We start from the raw sequence: 25,119 nt of genomic DNA on the forward strand, positions 1-25,119 counted from the left end.
CGTTTCCCGTCTCAGTGGGGTCGCATTATAGGGAGATCCGAAAACAGATCAACCCTTTTTTGAAGAAAACTTGAAATAACATACTGTTCGGTGAGAATTTAAGCTAAATGCTTAAAAAGAGGACTAAACACTGCCAGTTTACTTATTTTAATGAATAGATAAGTACTTAAATATAATTATTAACTCTAAATTCGTATGATATTTTCAAATAAATTTCTGCTTGAGCATAATCTATATCTTTAATTCAGGAACTAAGCTCATCTGAAATGCATAAAGGTTCATTGTGGTTTTTATGTATCTATAGCTATCTAAACGCAATCTTACACCGTTGTTCATTTATTAAAATTATTTGTATTTAAATCAATTCACATATTCACTATATAAAGTTAATCGTTAAGTAACTCCTCTGAGTTATTCATTAAAAGTTGAGACTCTTTTACTTATACTAAAAACTTTAGAGAACTGGGCTGCACTACTATAGAGCCTATAAAATCTATCGCTAGAATAAGTTGGGGTTGCAGATGTATAAATTTAAAAAAGGAATATGCCAGGATCAGGCTAAGCTAAATACTATATATGCAGGTAATAAATGAAGGATGTTTAAATTAATAACCAAAGATTATATAAATTTTAGGCAGTAAAAAGCCGAGCATAGGCTCGGCTTTTAGGTTTCTTTAAGACTTACTCTGCAGACTGTGCGTCTTCTTGAACTGCTTCGCTAGTCGCTGGGCGACCAACTAGTTCAATATAAGCCATTGGTGCATTATCACCAGTACGGAAGCCACACTTAAGAATGCGAGTGTAACCACCTGGACGATCCGCATTACGAGGACCGATTTCACTGAATAACTTACCAACAACTTCTTTATCACGCGTGCGAGCAAACGCTAAACGGCGATTTGCTACACTGTCAGTCTTAGCCAGTGTGATTAAAGGTTCAATTACACGACGTAACTCTTTCGCTTTAGGCAAAGTAGTTTTGATGATTTCATGTTTCACCAAAGAACCTGCCATATTGCTAAACATCGCTTTACGATGGCTACTGTTACGGTTTAATTGACGACCACTCTTACGATGGCGCATGACCCTATCCTTCTAACTAAACTAATATAGTGATTTAGATTATTCAGCTAGACTTGCAGGTGGCCAATTTTCTAGGCGCATGCCCAGAGAAAGACCACGTGAAGCTAGCACGTCTTTAATTTCAGTTAGAGACTTCTTACCTAGATTAGGCGTTTTAAGAAGCTCAACTTCAGTACGTTGAACTAAATCACCGATATATTGAATTTGCTCGGCTTTCAAACAGTTTGCTGAGCGTACTGTTAGTTCAAGATCATCAACTGGACGAAGTAGAATAGGATCGAATTCTGGCTTCTCTTCTTTCTCTTCTGGCTCAGTTACATCACGTAAATCTACGAATGCATCTAATTGCTCAGCTAAGATAGTAGACGCACGGCGGATCGCTTCTTCTGGATCTAAAGTGCCGTTTGTTTCCATATCAATGATTAACTTGTCTAAGTCTGTACGTTGCTCAACACGGGCTGATTCAACCGAGTACGCAATACGTTCAACTGGACTAAATGATGCATCAAGCAACAATCTACCAATTGGACGCTCATCGTCATCAGAGGATAAACGACTAGATGCAGGCACATAACCACGACCACGTTCAACACGAATACGCATGCTGATCTCGCTGTTATTTGTTGTTAAATTACAAATAACGTGATCTGGATTAGCAATTGTTACATCGCCATCGTGCTGAATATCAGACGCAGTAACAGGACCTACACCAGATTTAGTCAGGGTCAGAAAAACTTCATCTTTGCCTTCTAACGTTACTGCTAAGCCTTTTAGGTTTAGTAGTATTTCAATGATGTCTTCTTGTACGCCTTCTTTCGCGCTGTACTCATGCAATACACCGTCGATTTCAACTTCAGTTACTGCACATCCAGGCATAGATGAAAGCAATATACGGCGTAAGGCATTACCCAGAGTATGACCGAAGCCACGCTCTAATGGTTCTAAAACTATTTTAGAACGCGTTGGGTTAATAGCGTCGATATCGACTAACCTTGGTTTTAGAAATTCTGTTACAGAACCCTGCATTTTATCCTCTCTTAACTCTTAACTTTACTTAGAGTAAAGTTCGACGATTAGTTGTTCATTGATGTCCGCAGACAAATCTGAACGCTCAGGTAGACGCTTAAAGCTGCCTTCCAATTTCTTACCGTCAACTTCAACCCAAGTCGGCTTTTCACGTTGCTCAGCCAACTCTAGAGCAGCGATGATACGTGCTTGTGTCTTAGACTTCTCACGGATTACAACAGTATCTTCTGGTGTAATTACGTATGAAGGAATGTTCACAACACGACCATTAACTAAAATCGCTTTATGGCTTACTAACTGGCGTGCTTCTGCACGTGTGCTAGCAAAACCCATGCGATATACAACATTGTCTAAACGTTGCTCTAATAGCTGTAACAAGTTTTCACCTGTATTGCCTTTAAGGCGAGCAGCTTCTTTGTAATAGTTACGGAATTGCTTTTCTAATACACCGTAGATACGACGTACTTTTTGCTTTTCACGTAATTGTAAACCGTAATCAGATAAGCGACCTTTACGAGCGCCGTGCTGACCAGGTGCAGTCTCAAGTTTACACTTAGAGTCGATAGCTCTTACGCCGCTCTTAAGGAACAGGTCAGTACCTTCACGACGACTCAGCTTGAGCTTAGGGCCCAAATATCTTGCCATGTTATTTCTCCTAACCTATTGTTAAACGCGACGTTTCTTCGGTGGACGACAACCATTATGTGGTATAGGCGTCACGTCAGTAATGTTGGTAATACGGTAACCAGCAGCATTCAAAGCACGTACAGCAGATTCACGACCTGGACCTGGACCTTTAATGAAAACTTCTAGATTTTTTAAACCGTATTCTTGAGCAGCAGTACCTGCACGCTCTGCAGCAACCTGAGCAGCAAATGGTGTAGATTTACGTGAACCACGGAAACCTGAACCACCGGCAGTAGCCCATGATAGTGCATTACCTTGACGGTCGGTAATCGTTACAATAGTGTTGTTGAAAGACGCATGAACATGAGCCATACCATCAGCAACTTGTTTTTTAACCTTTTTACGACGAATTGGTGTCTTAGCCATAATACTATCCCCTTATCGCTTAATAGGCTTACGAGGACCCTTGCGGGTACGCGCGTTAGTCTTAGTTCTTTGACCACGTAGTGGTAAAGAGCGACGGTGACGTAGGCCACGATAACAACCAAGGTCCATAAGGCGCTTGATATTTAAAGTAACTTCACGACGAAGATCACCTTCAACAGTGTACTTGCCAACTGCATCACGCAGTACGTCAAGAATTTCGTCTGAAAGTTCACCGATTTTTGTGGTTTCGGCGATACCAGTCGCTACTAAGATAGCCTTAGAGCGAGTCTTACCTATGCCATAAATAGCTGTTAAACCAATAACCGCATGTTTATGATCAGGGACGTTAATGCCAGCAATACGGGCCACTAACACATCTCCTATATTCGAATTTGGTAATCATCTGTTTGAAAAGCCCGTAAGGATACTCAAACGAAGACCAAATTACTACTAAAAACACAGGCCGAGAAAACTCAGCCTGCACGCTGTTTACTTAACCTTGCCTTTGCTTATGCTTAGGCTCACTGCAAATTACGCGTACTACACCAGCACGTTTAATAACTTTACAGTTACGGCATATTTTCTTAACGGAAGCACGTACTTTCATTGCTCAACTCCGTAAACTGACCTTATCGACCGTAGCCTTTAAGGTTCGCTTTTTTCAGCACAGAATCATACTGATGAGACATCAGGTGAGTCTGTACTTGTGCCATAAAGTCCATGATCACTACAACGATAATCAAAACTGATGTACCGCCGAAGTAGAATGGCGTTTGCCACGCCATCGTCATGAATTCAGGCACCAGACAGATAAAGGTTATATACAAAGCACCTGCCAATGTCAGGCGTGTCATCACTTTATCAATGTATTTAGATGTCTGCTCACCTGGACGAATACCTGGGATAAATGCGCCAGATTTCTTAAGGTTATCTGCTGTTTCACGAGGGTTAAAAACCAACGCTGTGTAGAAAAAGCAGAAGAAGATAATAGCCGCAGCTAGTACAAGTGAGTACAACGGTTGACCTGGGGTCAACGTAGTAGCAACAGCTTGTAATACATCAGCGACTGGACCTTCACCTTGGCCGAACCAGCTAGCAATTGTACCAGGGAACAGAATTATACTGCTAGCGAAGATTGGTGGAATAACACCCGCCATATTTACTTTTAGTGGTAAATGCGTGCTTTGAGCAGCAAATACTTGACGACCTTGTTGGCGTTTAGCGTAGTTAACAACAATACGACGTTGTCCACGTTCAAAAAACACTACAAGATAAGTAACAGCGAATACGATTACCGCAACCATCAACAGTACAAAAACATTCAAATCACCTTGGCGCGCCATTTCGACTGTCGAACCAATAGCAGACGGCAAGTTAGCTACAATACCAACAAATATTAGAACTGAGATACCGTTACCGATACCACGTTCTGTAATTTGTTCACCCAACCACATAAGGAACATAGTACCAGTTACTAAACTCACCACTGCGGTGAAGTAGAAACCCATACCAGGGTTAACAACTAACCCCTCCATCATGCCCGGTAAGCTAGTAGCAATACCGATAGATTGAATAGTAGCTAGCACAAGCGTGCCATAGCGTGTGTACTGGCTAATTTTTTTACGCCCTTGCTCACCTTCTTTCTTAAGCTCTATAAACGGAGGATACATATGCGTTAATAGTTGCGTAATAATCGAAGCCGAGATATACGGCATAATACCCAGTGCTAACACTGAAGCTCGCTCAAGCGCACCACCGCTAAACATGTTGAACATCTCAACAATGGTGCCCTTTTGTTGCTCGAAGAAATCGGCAAGTACAGCGGCGTCAATCCCAGGGATCGGCACAAATGAACCTAGACGGTAAATTATGATAGCACCCAATACGAAGAGTAATCGACGCTTCAATTCCGAAAGTCCACTTTGTGCACTTTGTGTATCTTGACCTGGTTTAGCCATTAGTACTTCCTTAGTCTTCTACCTTGCCTCCGGCAGCTTCAATAGCTTCGCGTGCACCTTTAGAGGCTTTAAGACCTTTAACTGTAACAGCGCGTGAAACTTCACCAGATTTAACAACTTTAACGAAAAGAACGTTCTTTTTAACTAGACCAGCTGCTTGTAACGCGCTTAGGTCTACCACATCGCCTTCAACTTTAGCGATTTCAAAAAGGTTTATTTCTGCAGATACTAAAGATTTGCGAGAAGTAAAACCAAATTTAGGTAGACGACGTTGCATAGGCATTTGACCGCCTTCGAAACCAACGCGTACTTTACCGCCTGAACGTGATTTTTGACCTTTGTGACCACGACCGCCAGTCTTACCTAGACCAGAACCGATACCACGACCAACACGTTTAGGGGCAGTTTTTGAACCTGCAGCAGGTGAAAGTGTATTCAAATGCATCGAATTAACCCTCTACCTTAACCATGTAAGAAACCTTGTTTATCATACCACGTACACATGCTGTGTCTTCTAACTCAACAGTGTGGTTGATACGACGTAAACCAAGACCGCGTAATGTAGCTTTATGTTTCGGTAAACGACCGATAGAGCTTTTTACTTGTGTTACTTTTACAGTTTGATTTGCCATGGTTACCCCAGTATTTCGTCTACGCGAAGGCCACGTTTTGCAGCGATTGACTGTGGAGAATTCATATTCTCAAGAGCCGAAATCGTTGCACGTACCACGTTGATTGGGTTAGTAGAACCGTAACATTTAGAAAGTACGTTCTGCACACCAGTCACTTCAAGTACTGCACGCATAGCACCACCTGCAATGATACCAGTACCTTCAGATGCTGGTTTCATGAACACTAGTGAGCCAGCATGACGTCCCTTAACAGGATGCTGTAATGTGTTGCCATTTAGGTCTACATTGATCATGTTGCGACGTGCTTTTTCCATTGCTTTTTGAATAGCAGCTGGAACTTCACGTGCTTTACCATAACCAAAACCTACTTTACCTGCGCCATCACCAACTACAGTTAGTGCAGTAAAGCTAAAGATACGACCACCTTTAACTACTTTAGACACACGGTTCACCGCGATTAGCTTTTCAGCTAGATCAGGCTGTTGTTGCTTTGCTTCTACGTTAGCCATAGTCTACTCCTAGAATTGCAAACCGGCTTCACGCGCAGCATCAGCTAGCGCCTTCACACGGCCGTGATATTTAAAGCCACTGCGATCAAAAGCAATCTTTTCGATGCCTTTGTCAGCCGCACGTTCAGCAACCGCTTTGCCAACTGCTTGCGCAGCTTCAACGTTACCGGTGCCTTTAACTGTTTCGCTAATAGCCTTTTCAACAGTAGAAGCAGCAGCCAGTACATTACCCTCAGCATTTACAACTTGAGCGTAGATGTGACGTGGCGTGCGGTGGATAACAAGACGCGTTGTGCCTTGTTCAATATAATTTCTACGAGTGCGTTTAGCACGACGTAGACGAGCTGTTTTTTTATCCATCGTCTTACCTTACTTCTTCTTAGCCTCTTTACGGCGTACATTCTCATCTGAATAACGAACACCCTTACCTTTATAAGGCTCAGGTTTACGGTATGCACGAATGTTAGCAGCTGTTTGACCAACTAACTGCTTATCTACGCCCTTAACTAGAACTTCTGTTTGGCTTGGAGTTTCAATCGTAATTCCTTCAGGAACTGCGAAATTAACTGGGTGTGAGAAACCAAGAGTTAAATCTAATGTTTTACCCTTAGCTGCAGCACGGTAACCCACGCCTACTAACTGAAGTTTCTTCTCGTAACCTTCATGCGTACCAACAACCATGTTGTTGATTAGAGCGCGAGCAGTACCTGCTTGAGCCCATGCATTAGCTACGCCATCACGAGGTAAAGTAGTAATAACGTTGTCATTAACTTGTACTTCAACAGCGTTGTTGATAGTACGAGTAAGTTCACCGTTTTTGCCTTTAACTGTGATTTCCTGGCCTTTTAATGTAACTTCTACACCGGCAGGAACAGTAATTGGTGCCTTTGCTATGCGAGACATAGTTCCCCTCCGATTAAGCTACAAAACCAATGATTTCACCACCAACACCAGCACTACGTGCTGTGCGGTCTGTCATCAGGCCTTTAGAAGTTGATACGATAGCGATACCAAGACCACCCATTACCTTAGGTAATTGGTCACGTTTCTTATAGATACGTAAACCAGGGCGACTTACACGCTGGATATTTTCAATTACAGCTTTGCCTTCGAAGTACTTCAACTCGATAGAAAGCTCAGGTTTTGCTTCACTGTTAACAGCGAAGTCTACGATATAACCTTCGTCTTTTAGTACTTTAGCTAATGCTACTTTCAGCTTTGAAGTTGGCATCGTTACAGATACTTTCTTCGCTGATTGACCGTTACGGATACGTGTAAACAAATCCGCGATAGGATCTTGCAAGCTCATAGTCTTACTCCCATGATTCTATTACCAGCTAGCCTTTTTAAGGCCAGGAATTTCACCGCGCATAGCTGCTTCGCGAACTTTAATACGGCTCATGCCGAATTTGCGAAGGTAACCATGTGGGCGACCCGTAATGTTACAACGATTACGTTGACGTACAGGGCTAGAATCACGTGGTAAAGCTTGTAGCTTAAGAACCGCGTCCCAACGATCATCTTCAGATGAGTTAACATCAGTGATGATAGCTTTTAGTGCTGTACGCTTTTCAGCGAATTGAGCAACTAGTTTTGTGCGCTTAGCTTCGCGCGCTTTCATAGAATTCTTTGCCATAACCCTACCCTTATTTCTTAAATGGGAAGTTAAACGCTTCTAACAACGCACGGCCTTCCTCATCAGATTTCGCAGAAGTAGTGATAGTAATATCCATACCGCGTACACGGTCTACTTTATCGTAATCGATTTCTGGGAAGATGATTTGTTCACGTACGCCCATGCTGTAGTTGCCACGTCCATCAAAAGACTTAGCACTTACGCCACGGAAGTCACGAATACGTGGGATAGCGATTGATACCAAACGCTCAAAAAAGTCCCACATACGCTCGCCGCGTAGGGTTACTTTACAACCAATCGGGTAACCTTCACGCACTTTGAAGCCAGCAACAGATTTGCGTGCTTTAGTGATTAGAGGTTTCTGACCAGAGATTGCTGCTAAATCCGCTACTGCGTGATCTAAAATCTTCTTGTCAGCTAGGGCTTCGCCCACGCCCATATTCAATGTGATCTTTTCGATCTGAGGGACTTGCATGACAGAGCTGAAACCAAACTTCTCTTGAAGTTCAGCAACTACTTTGTCTTTATATACTTCATGCAGTTTCGCCATCATTCTACTCCAACTATTAGATAGTTTTACCAGTAGATTTAAAGATACGTAATTTCTTACCATCTTCAATCTTGAAACCTACACGATCAGCTTTACTCGTTTCCGAGTTGAAGATCGCAACGTTTGATGCATCCATAGATGCTTCTTTCTCAACAATGCCGCCAGCTTGGTTCAATTGTGGAACCGGCTTTTGGTGTTTCTTGATCAAGTTTATGCCTTCGACAAAGATTCGACCAGATTCAGTAACAACTGAAAGCACTTTTCCGCGCTTACCTTTGTCTTTACCTGCTAGTACGATTACTTCGTCATCACGACGTATTTTTGCTGCCATGATTGGCTCCTTACAGTACTTCTGGGGCTAGTGAAACGATTTTCATGAACTTATCATTACGAAGTTCGCGAGTCACAGGGCCGAAAATACGTGTACCAATTGGCTGTAAGTTATCATTTAAGATAACAGCAGCGTTGCTGTCAAAACGGATCAAAGAACCATCTGGACGGCGAACACCTTTTCTGGTACGCACAACTACCGCGTTTTTAACATCACCTTTCTTCACTTTACCGCGAGGAATAGCTTCTTTTACAGAAACTTTAATGATGTCGCCAATCGCTGCGTAGCGACGGTGTGAACCACCAAGGACTTTTATACACTGCACTTTGCGAGCGCCGCTGTTATCAGCAACTTCCAGCTGAGTTTGCATTTGGATCATGTTAATGACCTCCGGTGTAGTAATTACAACGTGTCTAAAATTCGTTTACGAATCAAGACATTTCGATTAAATCCCACTCAAAAACAAACTAGTTGTCTCTTAAGGGCGGGCAATTGTACCAGCATTGAAGAGGGAGCGATAGGTTATTTTTTAATTAATTTAGAGCGGAGGATAATTAAAGTTGAGCAATTACGGCTATGTAACTAAATAACAGGTGGTTACAAAACAAACAAGGCGCTATATAAGCGCCTTGTTTGTTTATATAAATAAAATTAACCAAACAAACCTTTTAATTTGTCTTTAATTTTATCTTTTGCTTTGTCTTTCGCCTTTTCTTTTGCTTCATCAACTTTTTGCTTTGCTTCATCTTTAAGCGCATTGCTTACGTCAAGTTTAATGCCCACATCATGGAAAGGGCCCTCTATACGAAGCGGTATTTTAAAACCGGTGCTATCATCTGTCGTACCCTGCCCTTCGATTGATCCAACTATACCTGTAACTAAACGGTAGTTAACCGTTGTTTGCGGTAAATCAACATCGCCTTCACCTGATATTCTAACGAGTGGGCTAATAAGTGATAAATCAGTGTTTTTACCAACACCATTAGTAAAGTTAAAACTTCCAGTTAGTGCAGAGAAATCTGTTTGCTCTGATTCTTCAAACCCGGTATCCAGCCCTTCAGATGCAGCACCAAAGTTTCCTGAAATGAGTTCCTTACCTTTACGAACCATCTCAGCTATATTCGCACCTTTTACAGCCCCATCAGCAAACTCAAATCCAAGCTTTCCGTTAAGCGCACCAATAAACGACTTTTGACTTTGACCAGTTGTGTTTAGGTTCCAATTTAGAGACCCTTTACCCATTAGCTTGTCAAAACCTGCCGCATCCGTTAATAAAGGCTGTGCATCTATTCCAGCTAAGTCAAAGTTAGTTGATATTTTATAAGGTACTTGTTGTGCGTTTACATTGATAACGCCTTTACCTGACCCTTCATAAGCAGAAAAACTATCTAGGCTTAGTTTTGCAACGCTATTTTTTAAAGCAACAGTAAATTGATTTGCGCCCAACTTAATATCATTAGCTTTTAATCCACTTGAACGAATAACTACATTCGCATCTAGTGAATTTAATGCACTTAGATCAATTTTAGTGTCATCCCATACTATTGGTTCTGCAGGTTTATCATTTTGCTCTACTGGCTCTTCTTGTTTTGCTACGGCTTCAGGTAGGTACGGGTTTAAATCAAGCATACCTAAATCAATATCAGCATTTACAGCTAAACGTTTGCCTAGGTTTAGCTCGCTTTTACCTTTTATTTCTAATGCGTCTAACGTTGCGACTAAATCTTCTAAATTAAACTTCTCACCTGCTAAGTGCATTTTACCGTTGACACTAAATGCGTTAAAAGCATTTTCTTTAGCGCCTAATTCTACACCTTGCCATTTCGCAATATTTTTTACTGATTCACCACTTAGTGCCAATTGCCCTTTAATATCTTGTCCTTGTTTAGCAATATCACCTTCAAACGTTAAATCAACTAAACGAGAATCTAAGCTTTGTTTAACATTAAAAGTAGCACCTTCAATTGCTTTAGCAGGAGTATCTAATTTTATATCAAGCTCAAAACGCTCTTCCATATAAGTAATACCACCTTTTACTTCTAATGTTTTACGAAGTGATGGAAGTAAAATAGCGAGTTCTAAATCGCTAATTTGTTGTTTAGCACCGGTTTGACCATCTAGATAGGTAAATGTACCGCCATAAATAGCAACCTCACCTAACTCAATATCAAAGTTATCTGGAAGCTTAATAGCTTCGCCAGATTCGCTTTGCTCTTTAGGTTGCTCTGCAACTGCATCAAACAACTGCCAATTAGCTTTACCATTTTTATCGGTTTCTAATAGGATATTTGGTTCGTTTATAACAAACTTATCTAATTTAAACTCACCACCAAATAATGAAAACCAAGGTATGTGTACAGCAAGCTGTTTCATACTCGCCATATCGGCGCGCGAACCTGATTCCATATTTGCAAAATGCACGTCGTTAAGTTCTAACTTTAATGCTGGGAATACGCTAAGTGTTTTATCACCTTTAATAGTAAGAGTGCGCCCAGTTGTTTGTTCTACCTGCTGAGACACTTTATTAAAAATAGTATCAGTAGGGATTAAAAACGGTGCGGCAACAATTAGTGCTATACATAGTAAAAGTATTACACCTACAATTTTAAGTAAGGTTTTCATGATCGTCCTTTCAAACGTGCAAATAATGTTCTTATCATAGCGAGTGTTAGCCTTAAAATCATTGTCGTTCTGATAAAAAAGCTTTTTATTAGATATTACATTCTTATCCTGAATCAGCCCTGAAACATTTTGATACCTTTAGGTTACAAATAAATATTGACCCAATGAAACCTTAAGGTTACATTGATACCTACAGGTTACATATTGTAAAAATTTTAAAAGGAAATGAGCTATGTCTAATTACGATATTAAAAGTGAAGAAAAATTTATGGGGGTCACTTTATTAATCATTAGTGTTTACCCAATGCTTAATCAAACATCAACCCCACTATTGTTTTTAGGAACTGCTGCTTTTTTAGGTTCATTCTTTATGTTTGTGATCAGAGGCGGGTTTACATGGAGAATGAAATACCACCTTACATATAAAGATGAATATTTAAATACCATCGACACTATTGCCTATAAACATGTTGTGCTTGGCTTACTTTTTAGTATGGGTGGCGTGTACTTACTCTCCGATACTCTTGCTTTAGAAGTATCTCACAGCATGATGGCTTCATTTTACCTTGCTGTAATGAGTTTAATATACGGCGTATCAATTCTTTGGCAAAGCAAAGATTAGGAGCAAAAGTGCAAAATAAAATTGCAAAATACCGCAAAGAAGCAGGCCTTTCGCAACAAGACTTGGCTGATCTAATTGCGGTTTCACGTAAGACTATTAGTACAGTAGAAACGGCACGATTTACCCCTTCGGTAATAATTGCTCTAAAAATAGCAAAGCATTTTAATATCTCAGTTGAAAGTCTCTTTGTGCTAGATGAGAATGATTGATATATACTAAGGTGTTAACGTTATTCTATTAGCGAAAGTACCGATTTAGCCACTTCAATTACAACGTATGAAGGACAGCGCTGTTGTTATTGTTGTAATTGCGCTAAAATAGACCAGCAAAAAAATATATATCTAATCCGGAGATTCTACAAGGCATGAAAACACTGCTAATTTCACCGTCAAAAATGACGCTAGGCGAACAAGAAAATCAAATCTATCAGAACATTCTGAAGCAATCTTCAGAGTTAAGCCTTAACCTTATGGCCGTGAAAGTAGAAAACCACCCTGATGATTTTTTACCTTGGTGCTATGAACTACTTAATGCAAGTAGAGATCGTATGAACTACGATTTACTAGAACCGCAACAATTACCTGTACTAAAAAAACTACATGACCAGCTTATTTCGGCTATTAGTTTTTTACAGGTTAAAACATTACGCGTAGCCCCTTGGCCTGTAGTAAGCGTATTTGTTGAACAGCATAAAGACGTTATTGCCCTTGACGAGCAACTTCGTTTAGTAAGCTATATCAAAAGCATTCGTGAGCAGTCACTTAAAGATATGATCCCTGAAGACTTACTAGCATTTAGTGGTAAGCACATGGCATCACTTGACCCAAGTACTTACAACTTTGATGTTGAATGGTTTGCATCTACGAAGAGCGCTAAAGGTTTTCATCAAATGCTTGCCGATTTACCAGGTGATTTTGATGCTGCTCTTGCAAACATCCCGCTTGAAGGTGATATAACGCAGTACGAATACCAACAATTTGTTGCTGCTTATTCAAAAGTGTTTACAGACAATAATGAAAAACCAACACTTGCTCCTGCAACTCGCTTGTTAGCAATGCGCCGCCCAGATCTATTTACTCCGATTACAAATAATCGACTAGATGCATTATGTGGTGCCCTTGGTGTTCCAAAACTTAAAAACAGTGATTTTGAACGTTACTGGCAAGATATCGTAAAAGGTATTCAAGCTATGTCATGGTACAAAATGGCTAAACCAAGTAACGAGTTAGAAGAACAATTAGTTGCTATTAAAGCTCTAATACCATGTTTCTTTTACTATGCGGATGCTAAAACACCTGATAACTCTAACTATATCAAGTTACTTAGCAAGCCAAAACGTAGCACAACAACTACTGGTAAAACTCAACGCAGAGGCAAAGAGTCTGCAGAGATTTTAGTAGATCGCGCTCTTACAGCTGACGATATCCCAGAGCATATTCGCAGCAAACGTGACTCTATCATTAATGAAGTTCAAAAAGGTCGCGGCGTTAACGAAACAATTAGTCTAATGCGCACTATTTTTGGCTAAATAAATCTAACCTAGCTGTGTTTTTCTGGTGCAGCTAGGTTAATTTATGCACCAGCAGTGTGCGAACATTTCTTATACTACATATATCCTCTTAATACCTTATACAGCCAACCTTCTGTTTTTAAAATATAAACAACCATTTTTCATTAGATAAAGTAAATTTGGCATATACAGTGCTACTACTACCCCAGTTAAACAATAAAAATGCATCCTGCAAAAAGGTTAAAGCAATACATAATAAAGCCTTGGCATGCAAAAATCATATAACGGGAAATGGAACATGCTCAAACTAAAAACAACAATTGCAATAAGTGCTATAGCATTAATAGTGGCAACATCGTTAACATCAACAGCAGTTCAAGCTGAAGTAACAGCAAATGCAGCTGCAACATCAAACTACTTATGGCGAGGCCAAGAACAAACCGATGGCGATGCAGCTGTATCTGGTGGCATTGACTACGCGCATGAATCTGGTTTTTATGCAGGTACTTGGGCTTCAAACGCATCTTGGGCAGATGAAATGACCTACGAGCTAGATTTATATGCTGGCTTTGGTGGTGCTATAAACGAAAGCGTAAGCTACGACGTTGGTTATATTTACTATGCATATCCTGATGCAGCTTCTGAAGTGGATGCGGATTTTTCTGAAATTTACGGCAGTATCAGTATTGAAAGCTTTACTTTTGGTGCTGCAATTTTAGCTACATCAGATGCAAGCGGTGATGGTACTGACTTTGGTGATTCATTATATCTTAACGCAGACTACGCGTTTCCAATTGGTAGCAATGGTACTGAAATGGCATTACATGTAGGTCACTATTCAGGTGACTTTATTGGCGATAGTAATATTTTTGATTATGGCGTATCAATTTCAAAAGATGGTTTTACTTTTGGAGTATCTGATACAGATATTGCTGATATTAAAGTATATGTTGGCTACGCTGTAGATTTTACTTTATAAAAAAGAATGTGTTACTTGCTGCAACACGAAGGGCCTATGGCCCTTTTCTCATTTAAGAACTTTATAAACCCGTCTCTTTGTATTATTTAGGCTCAATCCAAACCCTAAAATATTAGTAGCGCTTCATATCCATTTTATAAATACCAACCTCTTTGCGCTACAGTAGTTAGTACCCTCCGGTTACTCTAAATAACTTTTAAGCAATTTTCACATAGCTTATTACATTCTAAAGCCGCATAAATGCGGCTTTAGAATAGTTATTGTAAACCTTAATTAAAACTTAGCTAAGTTATCAGTGCTATCCTTATCGACCAATTTAACAAAAGGATCAACCCCCGCAAATAGTGGTTTTTCTTTTACTTTAAGCTCAATCTTATTAGTACCAGTCACTATTTGGTGCTTTTTAGAGTAAATAACAAAATCTTCAGCTAGTAGGTTTTCAGGGTCATCGCTGAATAAAACAATATCAATTAGTTCATCGAGCGGCTGCTCAGTTTCTTCACCTTGGCCATCAGCACGGTGTTTAGCTGCTTCAACATTCAGTGTTACGGTATAAAAGCCATCACTATCAATGCTATCTGTCACCGATACCTCTTTCATCTCAAGCTCATACAAGGTGATATATTTAAACTGATCGTCAATAAAACTTTGCTCTGCTAGCGTTGCGTCTTGTTTTAAATAGCTAAGTAAATCAAGCGTAGTTGGGTATGGTGTTGATTGGTACTGAAACTCATTTAAAAATGCTTTGAGTGCATCATTTAAACGTTTTTCACCTAAACGATCATAAATCGCCATCATTACCACAGATCCTTTATTGTAATGAAGATATTGTTGAGACTGCGTTTTATATAGTGGCATTTCTTCAAAGGCCTCCCCTGTACGCCCTATTAAGTACCTATCAAGCTCATATTTTAAAAACTTACGTAGCTTCTCTGCGCCAAAGCGCTTTTCGAGCACCATAAGCGCACTGTATTGTGAAAGCGTTTCAGAAATAACGGCACTGCCCTCTACATTAGCCGCCGATACTTGATGCCCCCACCACTGGTGCGCTACTTCATGTGCGGTAACATAGTAAGGGTAGTCAACTTTACTCTCATCTCTTAAGTCTGTAATAAACCCCATACTTTCTGAGTAAGGGACTGTATTGGCAAAACTTTGTGCAAACGAGCGATACTTAGGAAATTCAATAATACGTAGCTGTTTATGCTGATACGGTCCAAACGCTTGTGTAAAGTAATCTATCGAGTCTTGTACTGACTCAATCATACGGTCGACATTCCATGCATGATTTTTGTGGTAGTACACCTCAATATTTACCCCATTATGCTCAACCTTTTTACTTTCAAGCTCTGCCGAAAGCACCGCATAAAAGTTTAAAATGGGCGCATCCATTTCATAAACAAAGGTGCGGCGCCCGTCTTTTACACTTTCACTTTGTAAATACCCTGGGGTAATCGCAAATTGCGACTCGTCGGTTGTTACCGTTGCCTTAAAGTTAATAAACCCATTAGCTGCACCAAAATCACTTTGTGTATAGTACTGGCTGTCTTCTAGCTTATGAGCGCGTTCAAGCTCAGGTAAATCATGCTTACGGCGCTCAAATTTATCAGCTACCTGTAAACCACGGTTATAACCAAAGCTAGGAAGGAGTTCCAAATTATTAATAAAAGTGCCATTGGCAACCAATTGTGTATCAGAGTCTTTATCAGTAAAGCCTGTATGATCGCGAGTAACCGACAGTTGCCCTTCTCTTATTTCGTTTGGCATAAGCGGCTGCTCAAACTCAAACCATGCTAAATAAAACGCTGGTAATTGTTCAACTATCTTACCGCCTGCCATAGCTACATCCCAACTTTTAGCGTGTTGAGGTGAGGTGATCAATACTCGCGTAATTGGCTCGTTAGAGGTATTGGTAAATTTAATTTTTGCCACAGCACTTAAAGCACGCTTTTTTGGAAAAATATCAACAGTTAAGTCAACATCGGTCACCATCGGTAGTGCTAAGTCTTTGTATTGTGCAAACTGCTGTTCATAACTTATTTGCTTGTCTTGAAGCTCATCGCTCGTAGTAAACTCGTTCAAAACTCTTGTGTTGTTATAAATATTGTAGCCTGCACCAACAAGCACTAATGCACTAATAACCGCAACCGCTTGCCCTTTTAATGACATATTATAACGAAGCATAGACAGGCGTGTGCGCAGCGTTTGTGAAGGACCACGATGCCATAACGCAAACCCAACAATCGCTAGAACAAGACTTAACGCACCCCAATATAATGTGTACCAATGCGCAGCTTGTAAGAAGTGCCCATAACCATTTATATCAGAATACGGTACGCTACTGCTTTGCGAAAAATGATACATATGATGCTCAAACCCATAAGAACCCATTACTGTTTGCGCTATGTAATACAAAATAAACAAGCCCATTCCTACATATTTATTCGGGCTAATAATCTGTAAAAAGAAGGCGAGTACAGTCAGCATAATCAACGGTAAAATCGATAAATAAACAATCCTAAATAAATACTGTCCTAGCTCTAAATTAAATTGACCTTTAAATAACTGAACCGTAATTGTGAGTATCATTCCCACGAGGAACAACCCAGAAATAGCGGCGATTAAAGCCAGTATTTTTGACACCCAAAAAACACTATTATGTACCGGAAAGCTGTCGACAATATCGCCCATACCACTTTGTCGCTCTCGCCATACAAGCTCAGCACTATAAAAAGCGATAATAACAAACAAAAATAAACCGGAAATACGCCCTATAATATTTACCATATTCTGAGTTAAAGGCCAGTTAGTAGTGCCATAGGCGCCAATAGGAGCAAATAGTGGGATCATAAGCGTTACAATACTTACACCCGCTAAAATCATAAAAGGAGCACTAAATATAACTTGTTTAAGTTCGAATATACTGCGCATTATTAGCTGAGATTTAGTATTGACTCCCGCTGATTTATAATTTTTAGCACTATTGATAAGTGAAGCTTGTTTATTTTGTACAAAAGCAGAGACTTTAAATTGCTTCTTCTGTTTTTTAGTTACCATGCGGTTGCTTAGCTTTCCAAGGCCAAAAAACATTGCAACACTGATTGCCACCCACAATATACGGTTAACTAAAAGGTCACCTGTGAGCGTTAGCACTTCTGTGTTTTTATCATTTACAGTCCAATAACGTGTTAAATCAATTAACGAACCAGAGCCAAATGGGTCGGCGTAAACAACAATATTTCTAAATGCTAAATCATCAAAGTAAACGCCGGCAATTTGATAGGCTATAAAAATCACAACAGCTGCTACATACACCGACATCATGGTTTTAAAATAGACCGCTACACTATTAAAAATAGCCGAAAGCACCAGTAAACTTGGCACTGCTAAATAAAGATAAGGCGCAGCGTAGTACATTAGCTTATTAGGACCTACCAATTCACTATCGAGCCAGCCAACCAACAAACCAAATTGCGACCCTAAAAACACACCCAATGGCACGCTTAAAAACACAATAAGTACAACTAAGTAAGAACCAAAAAAACGCCCTGCTTGATAAGGCACAGGATTAACAGGCTTACTAAATACCAGCTCATCCATTTTGCTTTCACTGTTGCGAATAGCGGAACTGGCAACAAAGTTAACCACTAAAAACATCGCAAACGTACAAAATGTAACGGTTAAAAGCATAATCGAGAAAGGCGAGTTCATATGAACATTCGCCCCACCAAGAGGGAATTTACTGCTAGAGCTTATAAAAAACGCCATCAAAAAAAAGATTAATGAGGTGACATAAAACGAAGGCTGACGCACAAAATAGCGTAGCTCAAACGTGAGCATATTAAAAAACATAACGCCTCCTTATGCTACTTGGCTGTTACGATGATTAAGCAGCGTAGAAAAATACACATCTTCTAGGTTTGCGTTACTAGCTTCAAAGCCTTCAGGTGCTTGCTCGGCTAATACATGTAAAATTGTTTTCCCTGCAAATAAGCGCTTTGAAATAACAGGCAGTTGTGGCTCAAGGTCTTGCGCTTCTTCTTGGCTCATGGCTTTGCGCCAAATTTGTCCTTGCAGTTTATCGGTAAGCGCGATTGGGTTGCCTTCCAATAAAATTTTACCGCCAGCCAGCACCGCCATATTTGGGCAAAGCTCTGCAACATCTTCAACAATATGGGTTGATAATATCACTACTTTTTGCTCACCTAAGCTTACTAATAAGTTATGAAAACGATTACGTTCCTCTGGGTCTAACCCCGCAGTTGGCTCATCAACTATTAGTAAATCAGGGTCACCTAATAAAGCTTGAGCAATACCAAAACGCTGACGCATACCGCCCGAAAAGCCACTTACAGCTTTTGAGCGATGTTGATATAAATTAGTGTGTGCAAGTAATCCTTCAACCGACTCTTTACGCTCGGCTTTATTATGAATACCCTTTAAAACAGCCATATGGTCCAGTAAGTCGTAAGCACTAACACGCGGGTACACACCAAAATCTTGTGGTAAGTAACCTAAGCGTTGGCGCAAAGCTTGTGGGTCTTTAAATACATCAATACCATCAAAAGTAATTGAACCTGAATCAGCCGACTGCAGTGTTGCAATAGTACGCATAAGCGATGATTTACCAGCACCATTTGGTCCAAGCAACCCAAACATCCCTTTACCTATAGATAAATCAACACCTTGCAGTGCATGTACGCCGTTATCGTAGGTTTTAGATAACCCTGTTATTGATAGCATTTTTACTTCCTTGAATATAAGTAATTATTTTTATGATGTTTTATACCACAAGAAAAACAGGAACATAAGTTACCTACTGGCTAAATTTGTAACAACAAATAAACACAATTTAAACTCATAACACTTGCCTGCGCGTTATTCACTCGGTATAAAAACTACATATACTTTTTATAAGAAGCGAAAAGCCATGCAAGATCACCAAAGCCAGCCATTAAACGACTTTATAGAATACCCACACGACGAAATGCTAAATCGCGCTAACGAGTTTTTAACCACTAGCCAACGCCGCCATAGCATTCGCAGCTTTAGCGATCGCCCAGTACCAAAAAATATTATTGAAGCATGTATAAAAGCAGCGGGCACAGCACCAAGTGGAGCGAATCATCAGCCTTGGCATTTTGTAGCTATAAACAGCAGTGATGTAAAAAAACAAATAAGAGAAGCCGCCGAAAAACTAGAACGATCTTTTTACGAAGGACGAGCAGGTGAAGAATGGTTAGATGCACTAAAGCCTCTAGGGACCGATGCTAATAAGCCTTATTTAGAACATGCACCTTGGCTTATAGCTGTATTTAGTCAAAAAAAGGGGGGTGTAAGCACCGATGATAAAAATACGAATTATTATGTGCATGAGTCTGTTGGCTTAGCTACCGGCTTTTTAATTCAAGCTTTGCACCGTGCCGGTTTGGCAACCCTTACTCATACTCCAAAACCAATGAGCTTTTTAACCGACATATGTGGTCGCGATAGAGATAACGAACGCCCGTATATGCTACTTATTGCAGGCTACCCAAGTGATGATGCAACAATACCTGCTCATGCACTCGATAAAAAATCTATCGATGAAATAGCTACTTTTATTTAGTATTTTCTTGTCGGCAAAACCATTCATATAACAAAGCAATGATCGACTCAACTTTTGGGTCGGTCAACGAGTAATAAATAGTATGCCCTTCTCGGCGAGTAACAACCATATCTGCCTTGCGTAAACTTGCTAAATGCTGAGATAGCGCCGACTGTGCTAAAGGTACATTTTTATTTAGCTCACCTACACTTTGCTCGCCTTGTAATAAACTACATAAAATCATTAAGCGATTTTTGTTAGCCATTAATTTTAAAAACTGTTCGGCTTGCTCTGCGTTGACAGCTAGTTGTTCAATATTCATTTTGTTATTTCTCTTTTTTGACCTTTTTAAGTATAGACTTTTACATTAGTAAGTTCTAATATAATTAACATTAGAGTTTACTAATATTAAGGTGACCAATGAAAATTAGCGATGCAATTTTATTAATCGGCGGAAGTGCTGTAGCAGTATCTGTATTATTAAGTTACTTTGTACATAGTAACTTTCAGTTTTTAACGTTATTTATAGGTATTAACTTAATTCAATCTGCTTATACCAAGTGGTGCCCTTTAATGTCTTTTTTACGAAAAAGAGGATTTACAGACTAATGCTTACATCGATCCCTGACTTACTAAAAATTATCACACCTAACCAACGCCGTATTGACGCAGCGCAAGCAAAACTCGAGCTTGAACAAAATAAAGGTTTACTTATTGATGTGCGAGAACCCGCAGAGCACGCTACAAAAGCAGCTGTAGGAGCAATAAATATTCCGCGCGGATTGCTCGAGATGAAACTAATGGAAATAGAAAAAGACGCAGCACGCCCTATTTACGTGCACTGCGCAAGCGGTGCACGCGCAACACTTGGCGCTGAAGCGTTAACGCGTGTTGGCTACGAAAACGTGACTGTTATTACCTGTGACGCAAACCAAATATGTAGTGTGTTTTAAGTATCTACTTAAGTGCATGCAGTTATGCACCTAACAAAGGTAGGCGTTTAACTTTGTGATAAGTCAGTGCTAATTTAATACACGCTTTAACTGGGTACTCTGGTAATGGCTTTTCACTATTTAACACAATTGCTCTATTTCCTTCAAAGGTAAGATTATGAGAGTATAATTCTCTAAATGTGCTTACTAGCTTTGATTGGCAATGAAAAAATAAATAACACGATGAGCCCTTAAAGCCCACGCGAATGGGGCTGCCATTTATTGTGTTATAACTTGGCTCTCCCCACTTTATTGACTCTTCAACAACTCCTAAGCTTTGCTCTTGTGCTACGGTATAAATTAACTCTCGTAATTTTATAAGCTTACTTTTTGCTATTTCAGGATAATTATTAAATATATTTTTTATATCCGTATTCATAAAAATAACCTTATAAGCGCCCTACCTATACTTAAAGGTAAATTACTTTTGTTGTTTTTCATCAAGTAAAGCAAGTAGCATTTGTTCTATATTTTTTACACTATAAGTCAGCGCTCTTAGCAGCTCTTTCTCACTTTGCTCTGTCGGCTGCTGCGAAGTTTTACCTTGGTTAGCCAATATATCTTTTTGCTCAAGTATCGCCTCTCTAAACTCACTCGCATTAACTACACCAAGCAAAGACACTAAAGCACCATTTCCTGACTGCCCTGCCGTTTCAAAGCTTAAACGATATAACCCAAAAAGGCGCATTAGTGGGCCCTGGCTTAATCCAACATCAGTTATTTTTTCAAGCGGAATCGATTTTTCTTCTTTAAATAATATGCCACGTTTAACTACCAGCTTTTGCGATAATAAATCAGCCGACATAGCTGCAAGTATTCGCCCACCCACCAGCCATACAATAAGTAAAATGATAGGTATAAGCGGTATAGTAATAAGAGCCAACATTGCAAATAAAGTTGCCGTAACCATCCAGTATTGTTTTACCTTGTAATCGAATGAAGCACTTTTTAAAATATGTTTTGTCATTGTTTTAATCCTTTATCTATATAACTAAAAATACACTCTGCAAACTTCAATAATCTCTACTCAATCTTACAAACTAATAACGACTTTTATAGCAAGGGCAATAAACACAACACCCAGTATTTTATCAAGCCATGGGTTCTGCTTAGTAAAACCAAAGCGATTTTTTGAAACCTCAGTAAGTACTGCAACTAGCAAATACCAACCTGTATCAATTACAAATACAGTTAAGCACATAATAATGCCAATGCTTAAAGTCAGGTTTTGCGGGTCTATAAATTGCGAAAACAACGCTAAAAAGAAAATTGCCAATTTAGGGTTTAAAAACGCAATGGCGAATCCATCTTGCAGCGCTTTGGTTGCGCTTAGCTCACTTTTTTGTATTTGCAGTTCGTCATTACTGGGTTTTGCTAACAGAATTTTTAAACCTAAATAGGCTAGATACCCAGCGCCTAAATATACAAGGACTTGGTATACCGTTGGAAATTGAGCCATCAATGTCCCTAAACCAAGTAACGAAGCTGCCGCGTAAAGCCCAACACCCACGCCATGACTAAGCGCAGCAAGCATACCGCTTTTCATTCCGCCACTCATTGTATGCTTTAACACAACTGCAAGGCTTGGACCTGGCGACATTGCACCCATCATGCATACAACAACTAAACTAAACCATGCCGTTAATGTCATTTTTTTCCTTATAACTTATCATTTTTAACAGTTGAGATTCGAATACTAAAACCTATACCAAGCTTTACTTACTTTCAAACACGTAGTCAAAATCGTAATAGTGAATGCCCTGCTCAATGCGAATTTTCATACTGCCACTTAAACCCTCTAGCTCGCCAGTGCCTGAATCAGGAATAACAGTTAAAATTAGGCTGTCTTGACCCTTATCCATAGTGCCAAAATGTTGTAATACAAAGCTACCTTGCTTTCCTTCAAGCGTACCAATAACTTGTTCAATAGCAACATAACCTGCGCTGCCTTGGGTTGGTGTCATTGCGCTAAGCATCTCGCCTTGGCTTGTAGCATTTAAGTCACCTTTAAATGTTTTATCAATCGACATACGTCCCAAGTTAATACCTTGCTGCCCTTTGACGTAACCTTCAATTGGCGCTAAAGACACTATAAATTCACCACTTATTATTTTTGTTGTCATAACAATTCCTTATTGATGATATTTAATACTATTGATTTTTAATCCGATGATGCCATATCTATACCTTAACCTTTAAAAAGAATCCACTATGTCAAAAAACACCTCTGCATCCGAAAAAGCTGCTTTTAGCAGCCTATTACCTGTTTTTGCTTTTATAAAACCTTACAAATGGATGGTAGTAGCTGCGCTAGCTGCACTGTTAGTGACTGCGGGTGTTAATTTGTCGTTGGGGCAAGGTGTTAAGTTTGTTATTGATCATGGGTTTATTGCAGGCTCCAAAGATCAATTACAGCAAGCTGTGCTGGTACTCATTGGTTTAATCAGCTTATTAGCGATAGGTACTTTTAGCCGTTTTTATTTAATGTCGTGGATTGGCGAGCGGGTAAGTAACGATATTAGAAAAGCAGTGTTTAATCGCATTGTAACGCTACACCCTAGCTACTTTGAAGAAAACCGCAGTGGCGAACTTATGTCGCGTTTAACCACCGACACCACATTACTGCAATCAATTATCGGCTCATCATTTTCTATGGCGCTGCGCAGTGTACTTATGTTGATTGGTAGCTTAGCTATGCTGCTATTTACTAATTTAAAACTTACTTTAGTGGTTGTAGCCTGTGTACCGCTGGTACTTGTTCCTATGATGATATTTGGTCGCAAGGTACGCAAACTAGCAAGCTCTAGCCAAGATGCCATTGCCGACATAAGTACCTATGCCGGAGAAATCATACAAAACATAAAAGTAGTGCAAAGTTATAGCCATGAAGAACAAGAACAACATGCCTTTGCGCTTGAGACCGAAAAAGCCTTTAACGTTGCTAAAAAACGTATTAAGCAACGTTCATTTTTAATAGCCGTGGTGATTTTTTTAACCTTTAGTGCTATTAGCGCTATGTTATGGGTAGGTGGTAACGACGTACTTGCAGGCACCATGAGCGGCGGCGAGTTAGGTGCGTTTGTGTTTTACGCTATTATGGTTGCAATGTCGGTGGCAACCGTTGCTGAAGTATATGGCGAACTACAACGTGCAGCAGGCGCGGCTGCAAGGTTACTTGAGTTACTTGCTGTTAAAAGTGAGATAGAAAACCCGCTAGATCCACAAGACGATAGCTTACTGCAAAACATTAACAGCCCTGCTATTACACTTGAAAATATAAGCTTTAACTATCCTTCTCGTCCAGACGTGAGTGCGCTTAATAAAATAAACTTAACGATTGAGCAAGGTCAAACAATGGCAATTGTTGGTCCCTCTGGCGCAGGTAAAACAACGTTATTTGAATTACTACAGCGATTTTACGATCCGGCTAGCGGAGCCATTAAATTTAAAGATGTAAATATTAAAGACTTATCGCTTAATACTTTGCGTAATAAAATGGGCATGGTAGCGCAAAACCCTATTTTATTTAGCTCCGATGTAATGCATAACATTCGCTATGGCAACCCAAGTGCAACCGACGAGCAAGTATATGCCGCAGCAAAATATGCGCATGCCGATGAATTTATCAAACAGCTACCGCAAGGTTATAACAGCTTTTTAGGTGAGCAGGGTGTGAGGTTATCGGGTGGGCAAAAGCAGCGTATTGTGCTTGCACGTGCCATATTAAAAGACCCTGAAATACTCCTTCTTGATGAAGCCACCAGCGCGCTGGATGCGCAAAGTGAGCAACATGTACAAGCTGCACTTGAGCATTTAATGCAAAACAGAACAACGTTAATAATTGCCCATAGGCTGGCAACGGTAAAACATGCAGATGTAATTGTAGTAATGGAAAATGCAGAAATCATAGCAACGGGTACTCACCAAGCGTTATTAGCAAGTAACCCGTTGTATCAAAAACTGTGTGAATTACAGTTTAATAAGGATTAGGGTCTGTTGACCTTTCAAGGTTAAATTTGCAAGGTTCAA

Annotated in this window: 33 protein-coding genes; 8 read left to right on the plus strand and 25 right to left on the minus strand. The window is 39.9% G+C overall.

The features are described 5' to 3' along the window. Window positions 1–681 precede the first annotated feature (681 nt). The 18 genes from rplQ to GQR56_RS10800 form a co-directional block, all read right to left on the minus strand. The gene (gene rplQ, locus GQR56_RS10715; protein WP_008168098.1) at window positions 682–1,083 is read right to left on the minus strand and encodes a 50S ribosomal protein L17; all 402 of its coding nucleotides are present in this window, start codon (window positions 1,081–1,083) and stop codon (window positions 682–684) included. Between the two features lie 39 nt (window positions 1,084–1,122). Then, complete coding sequence (gene rpoA / locus GQR56_RS10720) at window positions 1,123–2,109, minus strand: DNA-directed RNA polymerase subunit alpha (RefSeq protein WP_008168100.1); 987 nt, start codon at window positions 2,107–2,109, stop codon at window positions 1,123–1,125. A gap of 24 nt (window positions 2,110–2,133) precedes the next feature. Beyond that, window positions 2,134–2,754, minus strand: a complete 621-nt coding sequence (rpsD, locus tag GQR56_RS10725; RefSeq protein WP_002959461.1) for a 30S ribosomal protein S4 — start codon at window positions 2,752–2,754, stop codon at window positions 2,134–2,136. A gap of 21 nt (window positions 2,755–2,775) precedes the next feature. Beyond that, entirely contained in the window at window positions 2,776–3,162 is a 387-nt protein-coding gene (gene rpsK, locus GQR56_RS10730; RefSeq protein ID WP_002959471.1) for a 30S ribosomal protein S11, read from the minus strand. Between the two features lie 12 nt (window positions 3,163–3,174). Then, window positions 3,175–3,531, minus strand: coding sequence for a 30S ribosomal protein S13 (rpsM, locus tag GQR56_RS10735; protein WP_007584664.1), 357 nt, complete (start codon window positions 3,529–3,531; stop codon window positions 3,175–3,177). Between the two features lie 124 nt (window positions 3,532–3,655). Next, entirely contained in the window at window positions 3,656–3,769 is a 114-nt protein-coding gene (gene rpmJ, locus GQR56_RS10740; RefSeq protein WP_002959476.1) for a 50S ribosomal protein L36, read from the minus strand. A gap of 22 nt (window positions 3,770–3,791) precedes the next feature. After that, complete coding sequence (secY, locus tag GQR56_RS10745; RefSeq protein ID WP_024610253.1) at window positions 3,792–5,120, minus strand: preprotein translocase subunit SecY; 1,329 nt, start codon at window positions 5,118–5,120, stop codon at window positions 3,792–3,794. Window positions 5,121–5,130: 10 nt separating this feature from the next. Then, entirely contained in the window at window positions 5,131–5,565 is a 435-nt protein-coding gene (rplO, locus tag GQR56_RS10750) for a 50S ribosomal protein L15 (RefSeq protein ID WP_002959480.1), read from the minus strand. Between the two features lie 4 nt (window positions 5,566–5,569). After that, window positions 5,570–5,752: a 50S ribosomal protein L30 gene (gene rpmD / locus GQR56_RS10755; protein ID WP_002959482.1), complete on the minus strand. Its 183-nt coding sequence runs from the start codon at window positions 5,750–5,752 to the stop codon at window positions 5,570–5,572. A 2-nt stretch (window positions 5,753–5,754) separates the two neighbouring features. Then, a complete protein-coding gene (gene rpsE / locus GQR56_RS10760) occupies window positions 5,755–6,261 on the minus strand; it encodes a 30S ribosomal protein S5 (protein ID WP_002959485.1) in 507 nt (168 codons plus the stop codon). A 9-nt stretch (window positions 6,262–6,270) separates the two neighbouring features. After that, window positions 6,271–6,621: a 50S ribosomal protein L18 gene (gene rplR, locus GQR56_RS10765; RefSeq protein ID WP_002959486.1), complete on the minus strand. Its 351-nt coding sequence runs from the start codon at window positions 6,619–6,621 to the stop codon at window positions 6,271–6,273. A 9-nt stretch (window positions 6,622–6,630) separates the two neighbouring features. Then, window positions 6,631–7,164 carry a 50S ribosomal protein L6 gene (gene rplF, locus GQR56_RS10770; protein WP_002959488.1) on the minus strand — a complete coding sequence of 178 codons (534 nt, stop codon included), beginning with the start codon at window positions 7,162–7,164 and terminating at the stop codon, window positions 6,631–6,633. 13 nt (window positions 7,165–7,177) lie between these two features. Beyond that, a complete protein-coding gene (rpsH, locus tag GQR56_RS10775) occupies window positions 7,178–7,570 on the minus strand; it encodes a 30S ribosomal protein S8 (RefSeq protein WP_007376462.1) in 393 nt (130 codons plus the stop codon). Window positions 7,571–7,591: 21 nt separating this feature from the next. Next, window positions 7,592–7,897 (minus strand): 30S ribosomal protein S14, encoded by a 306-nt coding sequence (gene rpsN, locus GQR56_RS10780; RefSeq protein ID WP_024610256.1) that lies wholly within the window; start codon window positions 7,895–7,897, stop codon window positions 7,592–7,594. A gap of 10 nt (window positions 7,898–7,907) precedes the next feature. After that, complete coding sequence (gene rplE, locus GQR56_RS10785) at window positions 7,908–8,447, minus strand: 50S ribosomal protein L5 (protein ID WP_024610257.1); 540 nt, start codon at window positions 8,445–8,447, stop codon at window positions 7,908–7,910. Between the two features lie 16 nt (window positions 8,448–8,463). Next, the gene (gene rplX, locus GQR56_RS10790) at window positions 8,464–8,778 is read right to left on the minus strand and encodes a 50S ribosomal protein L24 (RefSeq protein ID WP_002959496.1); all 315 of its coding nucleotides are present in this window, start codon (window positions 8,776–8,778) and stop codon (window positions 8,464–8,466) included. 10 nt (window positions 8,779–8,788) lie between these two features. Further along, window positions 8,789–9,157 (minus strand): 50S ribosomal protein L14, encoded by a 369-nt coding sequence (rplN, locus tag GQR56_RS10795; protein WP_002959498.1) that lies wholly within the window; start codon window positions 9,155–9,157, stop codon window positions 8,789–8,791. A 272-nt stretch (window positions 9,158–9,429) separates the two neighbouring features. Further along, window positions 9,430–11,400, minus strand: coding sequence for an AsmA family protein (locus GQR56_RS10800; RefSeq protein ID WP_166111190.1), 1,971 nt, complete (start codon window positions 11,398–11,400; stop codon window positions 9,430–9,432). Between the two features lie 232 nt (window positions 11,401–11,632). Here GQR56_RS10800 and GQR56_RS10805 point away from each other — a divergent pair, with 232 nt between their 5' ends. From GQR56_RS10805 to GQR56_RS10820, 4 genes are all read left to right on the plus strand, one after another. Continuing rightward, a complete protein-coding gene (locus GQR56_RS10805) occupies window positions 11,633–12,022 on the plus strand; it encodes a hypothetical protein (protein ID WP_166111193.1) in 390 nt (129 codons plus the stop codon). 8 nt (window positions 12,023–12,030) lie between these two features. Further along, window positions 12,031–12,231: a helix-turn-helix transcriptional regulator gene (locus GQR56_RS10810; protein WP_166111196.1), complete on the plus strand. Its 201-nt coding sequence runs from the start codon at window positions 12,031–12,033 to the stop codon at window positions 12,229–12,231. A 155-nt stretch (window positions 12,232–12,386) separates the two neighbouring features. Next, window positions 12,387–13,550: a hypothetical protein gene (locus tag GQR56_RS10815; protein WP_024610259.1), complete on the plus strand. Its 1,164-nt coding sequence runs from the start codon at window positions 12,387–12,389 to the stop codon at window positions 13,548–13,550. A 280-nt stretch (window positions 13,551–13,830) separates the two neighbouring features. Beyond that, window positions 13,831–14,511 carry a TorF family putative porin gene (locus tag GQR56_RS10820; protein WP_024610260.1) on the plus strand — a complete coding sequence of 227 codons (681 nt, stop codon included), beginning with the start codon at window positions 13,831–13,833 and terminating at the stop codon, window positions 14,509–14,511. 273 nt (window positions 14,512–14,784) lie between these two features. On the opposite strand, the gene GQR56_RS10825 is transcribed toward GQR56_RS10820, so the two are convergent. Further along, entirely contained in the window at window positions 14,785–18,363 is a 3,579-nt protein-coding gene (locus GQR56_RS10825) for a M1 family aminopeptidase (protein WP_166111199.1), read from the minus strand. A gap of 9 nt (window positions 18,364–18,372) precedes the next feature. Further along, window positions 18,373–19,254, minus strand: coding sequence for an ABC transporter ATP-binding protein (locus GQR56_RS10830; RefSeq protein WP_166111202.1), 882 nt, complete (start codon window positions 19,252–19,254; stop codon window positions 18,373–18,375). 187 nt (window positions 19,255–19,441) lie between these two features. On the opposite strand from GQR56_RS10830, the gene GQR56_RS10835 reads away from it, so the two are divergent. Next, window positions 19,442–20,119, plus strand: coding sequence for a nitroreductase family protein (locus tag GQR56_RS10835; RefSeq protein WP_166111205.1), 678 nt, complete (start codon window positions 19,442–19,444; stop codon window positions 20,117–20,119). Here GQR56_RS10835 and GQR56_RS10840 read toward each other — a convergent pair. Continuing rightward, on the minus strand, window positions 20,112–20,420 hold the full coding sequence (locus tag GQR56_RS10840) for a metalloregulator ArsR/SmtB family transcription factor (protein ID WP_024610263.1): 309 nt from the start codon (window positions 20,418–20,420) through the stop codon (window positions 20,112–20,114). The two genes, GQR56_RS10835 and GQR56_RS10840, sit on opposite strands and share 8 nt — an antisense overlap. Window positions 20,421–20,518: 98 nt before the next feature. Between GQR56_RS10840 and GQR56_RS10845 the strand changes: the two genes are divergently transcribed. Together GQR56_RS10845 and GQR56_RS10850 are read left to right on the plus strand one after the other, a co-directional pair. Beyond that, the gene (locus GQR56_RS10845) at window positions 20,519–20,707 is read left to right on the plus strand and encodes a DUF2892 domain-containing protein (RefSeq protein ID WP_024610264.1); all 189 of its coding nucleotides are present in this window, start codon (window positions 20,519–20,521) and stop codon (window positions 20,705–20,707) included. Next, entirely contained in the window at window positions 20,707–21,051 is a 345-nt protein-coding gene (locus tag GQR56_RS10850; RefSeq protein WP_024599484.1) for a rhodanese-like domain-containing protein, read from the plus strand. Before GQR56_RS10845 ends, GQR56_RS10850 begins: the two co-directional genes overlap by 1 nt. Window positions 21,052–21,073: 22 nt before the next feature. On the opposite strand, the gene GQR56_RS10855 is transcribed toward GQR56_RS10850, so the two are convergent. The 4 genes from GQR56_RS10855 to GQR56_RS10870 all read right to left on the minus strand — a co-directional run bounded on the left by GQR56_RS10855 (window position 21,074) and on the right by GQR56_RS10870 (window position 23,213). After that, the gene (locus tag GQR56_RS10855; protein WP_166111208.1) at window positions 21,074–21,469 is read right to left on the minus strand and encodes a DUF1801 domain-containing protein; all 396 of its coding nucleotides are present in this window, start codon (window positions 21,467–21,469) and stop codon (window positions 21,074–21,076) included. Window positions 21,470–21,511: 42 nt separating this feature from the next. Beyond that, complete coding sequence (locus tag GQR56_RS10860; RefSeq protein WP_166111258.1) at window positions 21,512–22,057, minus strand: PH domain-containing protein; 546 nt, start codon at window positions 22,055–22,057, stop codon at window positions 21,512–21,514. A gap of 66 nt (window positions 22,058–22,123) precedes the next feature. Continuing rightward, a complete protein-coding gene (locus tag GQR56_RS10865; RefSeq protein WP_166111261.1) occupies window positions 22,124–22,741 on the minus strand; it encodes a LysE family translocator in 618 nt (205 codons plus the stop codon). A 64-nt stretch (window positions 22,742–22,805) separates the two neighbouring features. After that, complete coding sequence (locus tag GQR56_RS10870; RefSeq protein WP_166111264.1) at window positions 22,806–23,213, minus strand: DUF3224 domain-containing protein; 408 nt, start codon at window positions 23,211–23,213, stop codon at window positions 22,806–22,808. Window positions 23,214–23,301: 88 nt separating this feature from the next. Between GQR56_RS10870 and GQR56_RS10875 the strand changes: the two genes are divergently transcribed. After that, window positions 23,302–25,080, plus strand: coding sequence for an ABC transporter transmembrane domain-containing protein (locus GQR56_RS10875; protein ID WP_166111267.1), 1,779 nt, complete (start codon window positions 23,302–23,304; stop codon window positions 25,078–25,080). The last annotated feature ends 39 nt before the right edge of the window (window positions 25,081–25,119 follow it).

This window comes from Pseudoalteromonas sp. Z9A5 (assembly GCF_011378875.1).
Taxonomy (GTDB): Bacteria; Pseudomonadota; Gammaproteobacteria; order Enterobacterales; family Alteromonadaceae; genus Pseudoalteromonas.

What these genes read in the sequence shown, in the direction of transcription:
- rplQ (WP_008168098.1), bottom strand. Translation starts at nt 1,083, where the DNA reads ATGCGCCATCGTAAGAGTGGTCGTCAATTAAACCGTAACAGTAGCCAT.
- rpoA (WP_008168100.1), bottom strand. Translation starts at nt 2,109, where the DNA reads ATGCAGGGTTCTGTAACAGAATTTCTAAAACCAAGGTTAGTCGATATC.
- rpsD (WP_002959461.1), bottom strand. Translation starts at nt 2,754, where the DNA reads ATGGCAAGATATTTGGGCCCTAAGCTCAAGCTGAGTCGTCGTGAAGGT.
- rpsK (WP_002959471.1), bottom strand. Translation starts at nt 3,162, where the DNA reads ATGGCTAAGACACCAATTCGTCGTAAAAAGGTTAAAAAACAAGTTGCT.
- rpmJ (WP_002959476.1), bottom strand. Translation starts at nt 3,769, where the DNA reads ATGAAAGTACGTGCTTCCGTTAAGAAAATATGCCGTAACTGTAAAGTT.
- secY (WP_024610253.1), bottom strand. Translation starts at nt 5,120, where the DNA reads ATGGCTAAACCAGGTCAAGATACACAAAGTGCACAAAGTGGACTTTCG.
- rplO (WP_002959480.1), bottom strand. Translation starts at nt 5,565, where the DNA reads ATGCATTTGAATACACTTTCACCTGCTGCAGGTTCAAAAACTGCCCCT.
- rpmD (WP_002959482.1), bottom strand. Translation starts at nt 5,752, where the DNA reads ATGGCAAATCAAACTGTAAAAGTAACACAAGTAAAAAGCTCTATCGGT.
- rpsE (WP_002959485.1), bottom strand. Translation starts at nt 6,261, where the DNA reads ATGGCTAACGTAGAAGCAAAGCAACAACAGCCTGATCTAGCTGAAAAG.
- rplR (WP_002959486.1), bottom strand. Translation starts at nt 6,621, where the DNA reads ATGGATAAAAAAACAGCTCGTCTACGTCGTGCTAAACGCACTCGTAGA.
- rplF (WP_002959488.1), bottom strand. Translation starts at nt 7,164, where the DNA reads ATGTCTCGCATAGCAAAGGCACCAATTACTGTTCCTGCCGGTGTAGAA.
- rpsH (WP_007376462.1), bottom strand. Translation starts at nt 7,570, where the DNA reads ATGAGCTTGCAAGATCCTATCGCGGATTTGTTTACACGTATCCGTAAC.
- rpsN (WP_024610256.1), bottom strand. Translation starts at nt 7,897, where the DNA reads ATGGCAAAGAATTCTATGAAAGCGCGCGAAGCTAAGCGCACAAAACTA.
- rplE (WP_024610257.1), bottom strand. Translation starts at nt 8,447, where the DNA reads ATGGCGAAACTGCATGAAGTATATAAAGACAAAGTAGTTGCTGAACTT.
- rplX (WP_002959496.1), bottom strand. Translation starts at nt 8,778, where the DNA reads ATGGCAGCAAAAATACGTCGTGATGACGAAGTAATCGTACTAGCAGGT.
- rplN (WP_002959498.1), bottom strand. Translation starts at nt 9,157, where the DNA reads ATGATCCAAATGCAAACTCAGCTGGAAGTTGCTGATAACAGCGGCGCT.
- GQR56_RS10800 (WP_166111190.1), bottom strand. Translation starts at nt 11,400, where the DNA reads ATGAAAACCTTACTTAAAATTGTAGGTGTAATACTTTTACTATGTATA.
- GQR56_RS10805 (WP_166111193.1), top strand. Translation starts at nt 11,633, where the DNA reads ATGTCTAATTACGATATTAAAAGTGAAGAAAAATTTATGGGGGTCACT.
- GQR56_RS10815 (WP_024610259.1), top strand. Translation starts at nt 12,387, where the DNA reads ATGAAAACACTGCTAATTTCACCGTCAAAAATGACGCTAGGCGAACAA.
- GQR56_RS10820 (WP_024610260.1), top strand. Translation starts at nt 13,831, where the DNA reads ATGCTCAAACTAAAAACAACAATTGCAATAAGTGCTATAGCATTAATA.
- GQR56_RS10825 (WP_166111199.1), bottom strand. Translation starts at nt 18,363, where the DNA reads ATGTTTTTTAATATGCTCACGTTTGAGCTACGCTATTTTGTGCGTCAG.
- GQR56_RS10830 (WP_166111202.1), bottom strand. Translation starts at nt 19,254, where the DNA reads ATGCTATCAATAACAGGGTTATCTAAAACCTACGATAACGGCGTACAT.
- GQR56_RS10835 (WP_166111205.1), top strand. Translation starts at nt 19,442, where the DNA reads ATGCAAGATCACCAAAGCCAGCCATTAAACGACTTTATAGAATACCCA.
- GQR56_RS10840 (WP_024610263.1), bottom strand. Translation starts at nt 20,420, where the DNA reads ATGAATATTGAACAACTAGCTGTCAACGCAGAGCAAGCCGAACAGTTT.
- GQR56_RS10845 (WP_024610264.1), top strand. Translation starts at nt 20,519, where the DNA reads ATGAAAATTAGCGATGCAATTTTATTAATCGGCGGAAGTGCTGTAGCA.
- GQR56_RS10850 (WP_024599484.1), top strand. Translation starts at nt 20,707, where the DNA reads ATGCTTACATCGATCCCTGACTTACTAAAAATTATCACACCTAACCAA.
- GQR56_RS10855 (WP_166111208.1), bottom strand. Translation starts at nt 21,469, where the DNA reads ATGAATACGGATATAAAAAATATATTTAATAATTATCCTGAAATAGCA.
- GQR56_RS10860 (WP_166111258.1), bottom strand. Translation starts at nt 22,057, where the DNA reads ATGACAAAACATATTTTAAAAAGTGCTTCATTCGATTACAAGGTAAAA.
- GQR56_RS10865 (WP_166111261.1), bottom strand. Translation starts at nt 22,741, where the DNA reads ATGACATTAACGGCATGGTTTAGTTTAGTTGTTGTATGCATGATGGGT.
- GQR56_RS10870 (WP_166111264.1), bottom strand. Translation starts at nt 23,213, where the DNA reads ATGACAACAAAAATAATAAGTGGTGAATTTATAGTGTCTTTAGCGCCA.
- GQR56_RS10875 (WP_166111267.1), top strand. Translation starts at nt 23,302, where the DNA reads ATGTCAAAAAACACCTCTGCATCCGAAAAAGCTGCTTTTAGCAGCCTA.